4 protein-coding genes are annotated in these 4,614 nt (G+C 54.5%); 2 read left to right on the top strand and 2 right to left on the bottom strand.

Annotation, left to right across the window (positions count from 1 at the left end):
• Positions 1-59 precede the first annotated feature (59 nt).
• Entirely contained in the window at positions 60-1,253 is a 1,194-nt protein-coding gene (locus ACLQ7H_RS18045; RefSeq protein ID WP_411753845.1) for a multidrug effflux MFS transporter, read from the top strand.
• Positions 1,254-1,255: 2 nt separating this feature from the next.
• On the opposite strand, the gene dadX is transcribed toward ACLQ7H_RS18045, so the two are convergent.
• Both dadX and ACLQ7H_RS18035 read right to left on the bottom strand, forming a co-directional pair.
• Entirely contained in the window at positions 1,256-2,332 is a 1,077-nt protein-coding gene (gene dadX / locus ACLQ7H_RS18040) for a catabolic alanine racemase DadX (protein WP_411753844.1), read from the bottom strand.
• Positions 2,333-2,355: 23 nt separating this feature from the next.
• Entirely contained in the window at positions 2,356-3,660 is a 1,305-nt protein-coding gene (locus tag ACLQ7H_RS18035; RefSeq protein WP_411753843.1) for a D-amino acid dehydrogenase, read from the bottom strand.
• Positions 3,661-4,186: 526 nt separating this feature from the next.
• Here ACLQ7H_RS18035 and ACLQ7H_RS18030 point away from each other — a divergent pair.
• On the top strand, positions 4,187-4,614 hold a 428-nt coding region (locus ACLQ7H_RS18030), incomplete at its 3' end, for a SpoVR family protein (protein ID WP_411753842.1).

The following is a 4,614-nucleotide window of genomic DNA, read 5'->3' as shown; positions in this document are numbered from 1 at the left end:
ATTTGCGGTTGGGATCTCTACTCTAGCCCTCTTTGTCATTCGGATGTGCCATTTTTGTTATGCAAAAATTTCTCTTTCTCCTGCTTAGCCTGGTGTTGCTCGGCCCTCTGGGAATCGATCTCTATCTGCCCACCATTCCTACCATTGCCCTGGGTCTAAACAGCAGCGAAGCCTTGATCCAATCCACCATTTCGCTGTTTATTCTGGTGTTGGGTTTAGGCCAGGTGATCGCCGGTCCGCTGGTCGATAACTATGGTCGTAAGCCGGTGGCTATCGCCGGGATCCTGATTTATATGGTGGGTGCAGCCATGGCCGCGCTGGCGACAACGGCAGATATTTTTGTCGCTTCGCGCCTGATGCAAGGCGTTGCCGTTTGCTGTACCGCCGTCGTAGCATTCAGTGGCGTACGCGATCGGATGAATGGCGATGATGCCGCACGCGCTTTCGGTTTTCTCAACGGTACGCTGAATATCATTCCTGCACTGGCCCCACTGCTTGGTGGTTTGCTGGCTGAAGCCTTCGGTTGGCGCGCTCCGTTCTGGTTCCTGGTCGGTTACGCCGCAGTGGTGTTATTGCTGGTCATCTTCTACCTACCGGAAACCCGCCCCGCCACTACCATAGCCGTCAAAGGGCTGCCGGTACGTCAGTATCTGCGCATTCTTGGCGATCGCCGTTTTATAACCTTTGCCATAGTTAATGCCGGGGCGATGGGGATGGCATTGACCTATGTATCATTGGCACCTAACGTGCTGATGGGCACCGCCGGGCTGTCCCCGCTGCAATTCTCGTTAGTATTCGGTGCCAACGGTTTCTGGATCATGCTGGTCAGCTTTGTCGCCAACCGCATCATTCACAAGATTGGTCGCCCTTTCTGCCTGGCTACCGGCGGCATACTGATGGGGTTAGGCTGTCTCGCTTTAGTGTTGGGCGTGACACTGCTGGGCGCGTCGGCGCAAAGCCATTGGTTGGCTTATATCTTGCCCGTGGCCTGCGCCTGCGCCGGATTGGCTTTTGTCATGGGGCCGTCAACCAGCTATGCGTTGGAGCCTTACTCTAACGAGGCGGGCGTGGCTTCCGCACTGGTGGGCTTTATTCAGATGGCCGGAGGTGCCGCACTGGGTTTGATCGCCATGGCGTTACCGCTACAGCCGAAACTGTCGCTGGCGTTGGTGATGTTGGTAGGTTGCCTGCTGGCGCTACACGCACGGCAGCGCAGCAAGCAAATCAAAGGGCAGTTGAAAAAAATCGGCTGAGGTTATTCTTCTACAACAATAGGCACCCGTGCCGCCAAAGCTGTCAGCAGCTCGTAACCCAAGGTTCCGGCTGCGGCAGCCACATCATCAACCGGCAGTTGCCTCCCCCACAGTTCTACGTGAGTACCGATGGTAGCCTGCGGACACGGTGTCAGATCCACCGTCATCATATCCATGGAAACCGACCCTACCGTATGCGTCAGTACGCCGTCCACCCAGACTGGGGTGCCGGTGGGCGCATGCCGAGGATAACCATCCGCATAACCACAGGCCACCACGCCGATACGCTGCGCCCCACTGGCGGCATAACGCCAGCCATACCCCACACGGTCTCCCGCTTGCAAATGTTGGATGCCAATGATCTTGCTGCTCAGCGTCATCGCCGGTTGCAAACCGGTGGCGGCGATATCTTGCCAGTGACCGCTGGGTGATGCGCCATAAAGTATAACCCCCGGCCTCACCCATTCCCCCTGCGTATGAGGATGCCACAAGATGGCCGCCGAGTTGGCCAGGCTACGCGGCAAATCAATCGCAGCAGTGGCACGGTCAATCACGGCCATCTGCTCCTTGACGCCTTCAGCCCCGTCGGCGGTGGCGAAGTGGCTCATTAGCGTTATCGAACCAATATTTCGCCGTTTTTTTGCAGTTAACCAAACGCTATGCAACCGCTCCGGGGCAAACCCCAGGCGGTTCATACCGCTGTTCAACTTGAGATAAACATCCAGGGGGGCCTGTAAATTCGCTTCGGCAATCGCCTCTAGCTGCCAGTCACTGTTCACCGCCGTGGTTAAACGGTAACGGTCGATCAGCTTCAGATCTGCTGGCTGGAAAAAACCCTCCAGCAGCAAAATCGGCCCCTGCCAGCCAGATTCACGTAGTAATACCGCCTCGGCCATATCGAGCAAGGCAAAGCCATCGCTATTCTCGGCCAGGCTGCGCCAGACGTGCTGCAAACCATGGCCATAAGCGTTGGCCTTAACAACGGCCCAGACTTTAGCCGAAGGAGCATAACGACGAACTACCTGCAGGTTATTGGTCAACGCGGCCAAATGCAGCGTAGCGATAATCGGGCGAGGCATGGGATCTCCTATCGCATTGGTTTTCAGCGTGCTGGGTGCACGTCATTCAAAGGGACAACAGGCCCCTGGCGAAAGTCTGCGCGGTAACGCGCCACCGCCAGATCGTCTGAAGCAATGGCCGGGGTGGCCCCAGAGATCAGATCGGCCAGCAACTGCCCGGAGCCGCAGGCCATCGTCCAACCCAAAGTGCCATGGCCGGTATTTAAATAGAGATTTTTCAGCGACGTGCGCCCCACGATCGGCGTGCCATCCGGCGTCATCGGGCGTAGCCCCGTCCAGAATGTAGCTTCCTCAACCCGCCCGCCGTTCGGGTACAGATCGCGTACCACCATTTCCAGCGTTTCGCGCCGCTTCTGCTCCAACTGAGTATTGAAGCCGACAATCTCCGCCATACCGCCCACGCGGATGCGCTGATCGAAGCGAGTGATGGCGATTTTATAGGTTTCGTCCAACACGGTAGAGAACGGTGCAGCCGCTTCATCGGCGATCGGAATGGTCAATGAGTAACCTTTCAACGGATAAACCGGAATGGACACCAGATCGCGCAGCAGCGCGGTTGAATAGGCACCGAACGCCACAACATAGCTATCTGCGGTAATGGTCTCACCATCACACTGCACTCCGGTAATTTTATCTCCTTCCACCAGCAGACGTTCAACGTTGCGGTTAAACAGGAAGTTGACTCCGGCCTGCTGCGCCAGCTTGGCCAACTGCTGGGTGAACAGTTGGCAATCCCCGGTTTCATCATTCGGGAGTTGTAAACCGCCGGTAAGCTTGTGGGCAACCTGCGCCAACGCAGGCTCAACCGTCGCCAGTTGGCTGGCTTCCAGCAGTTTGTAAGGCACCCCAGCATCCTCCAGCACGGCAATGTCTTTGGCCGCACTTTCAAACTGCTGCTGGGTGCGGAACAGTTGCAGCGTGCCGCCTTGACGGCCTTCGTACTGGATGCCTGTTTCCTGACGCAGGGCTTTGATACAGTCGCGGCTGTATTCCGCCAGGCGCACCATACGGCCTTTATTGGTCATATAATGGGCGGTATCGCAGTTTTTCAGCATCTGCCACATCCAGCGCAGTTGGAAACTACTGCCATCGAGGCGGACTGCCAACGGCGCGTGACGCTGGAACATCCATTTAATCGCCTTCAACGGTACCCCAGGTGCTGCCCAAGGCGCAGCGTAACCTGGAGATATCTGCCCGGCATTAGCCGCACTGGTTTCCAAGGCGGGCCCTGGTTGACGATCGATCACCGTCACCTCATGGCCCGCTTTTGCCAAGTACCAGGCACTGGCAACCCCTACCACTCCGCTACCTAAAATAACCACTCTCATCGCTGACTCCAGCCCAAGGATCGATAAAGCACAATCTACCAATAACAGGAAATTAACTCAGTGGAAAAAACTACTCAACAACTCAATCATTAATCGTGACAATATTCACAATTATTTTATCGTTGATGCCCCCGTCTTTGGCAATAGTGGTTAAAAAATAACGATAAGATGCTGTTAAAGCGCATTTTGACGAAAAAACAGGCTCTTTATCCACCTAAAACATCAGCGAAAACGGCCAGCGTGATACGGAATGACAACCTTCATTTTATGGAATATAAATCTGTTTAATTAAAAATTTAAGGCTAATAGTTCCAGCAACATCCATTGCGCATCAGTTTCCTCTAAAGAATCGGTTAAATGCCTGATTGAGTGCAGCCACGGGCCGCAAAACCGGTTTGAACGAAGCCACCGCAGGCGGTTAACAATGCGCAGTATGGATGATTTCAAACGATTTATTACGACTTGGACTATCATTGTTAAAGGGTCTGCCAAAAGAGCCGACGCCGTTCATAACGAGGGTGCGCTGATGACTACTTCGACACAGAAAAAGGTTAAGGAAGATAAACGTCTGAGCGATGGACCGGACTGGACATTCGACCTGTTGCAGGTCTATCTGGAACAGATCGACCGGGTTGCCAAGCATTACCGGCTCGACACCTACCCGCATCAGATCGAGGTCATTACCTCTGAGCAGATGATGGATGCCTATTCCAGCGTCGGGATGCCGATCAACTACACTCATTGGTCATTCGGCAAAAAGTTCATCGAAACCGAGCAGCGCTACAAGCACGGCCAGCAAGGGTTGGCCTATGAGATCGTGATCAACTCTAACCCGTGTATTGCCTATCTGATGGAAGAAAACACCATCACCATGCAGGCGCTGGTTATGGCTCATGCCTGCTATGGGCACAACTCGTTTTTCAAAAATAACTATTTATTCCGCAGTTGGACCGA

The organism is Serratia sp. (in: enterobacteria), from assembly GCF_046715635.1.
Classification (GTDB): domain Bacteria; phylum Pseudomonadota; class Gammaproteobacteria; order Enterobacterales; family Enterobacteriaceae; genus Chania.
Note: the sequence above shows the minus strand (reverse complement) of the source record. Positions and strands in the feature narration are given on the sequence as shown.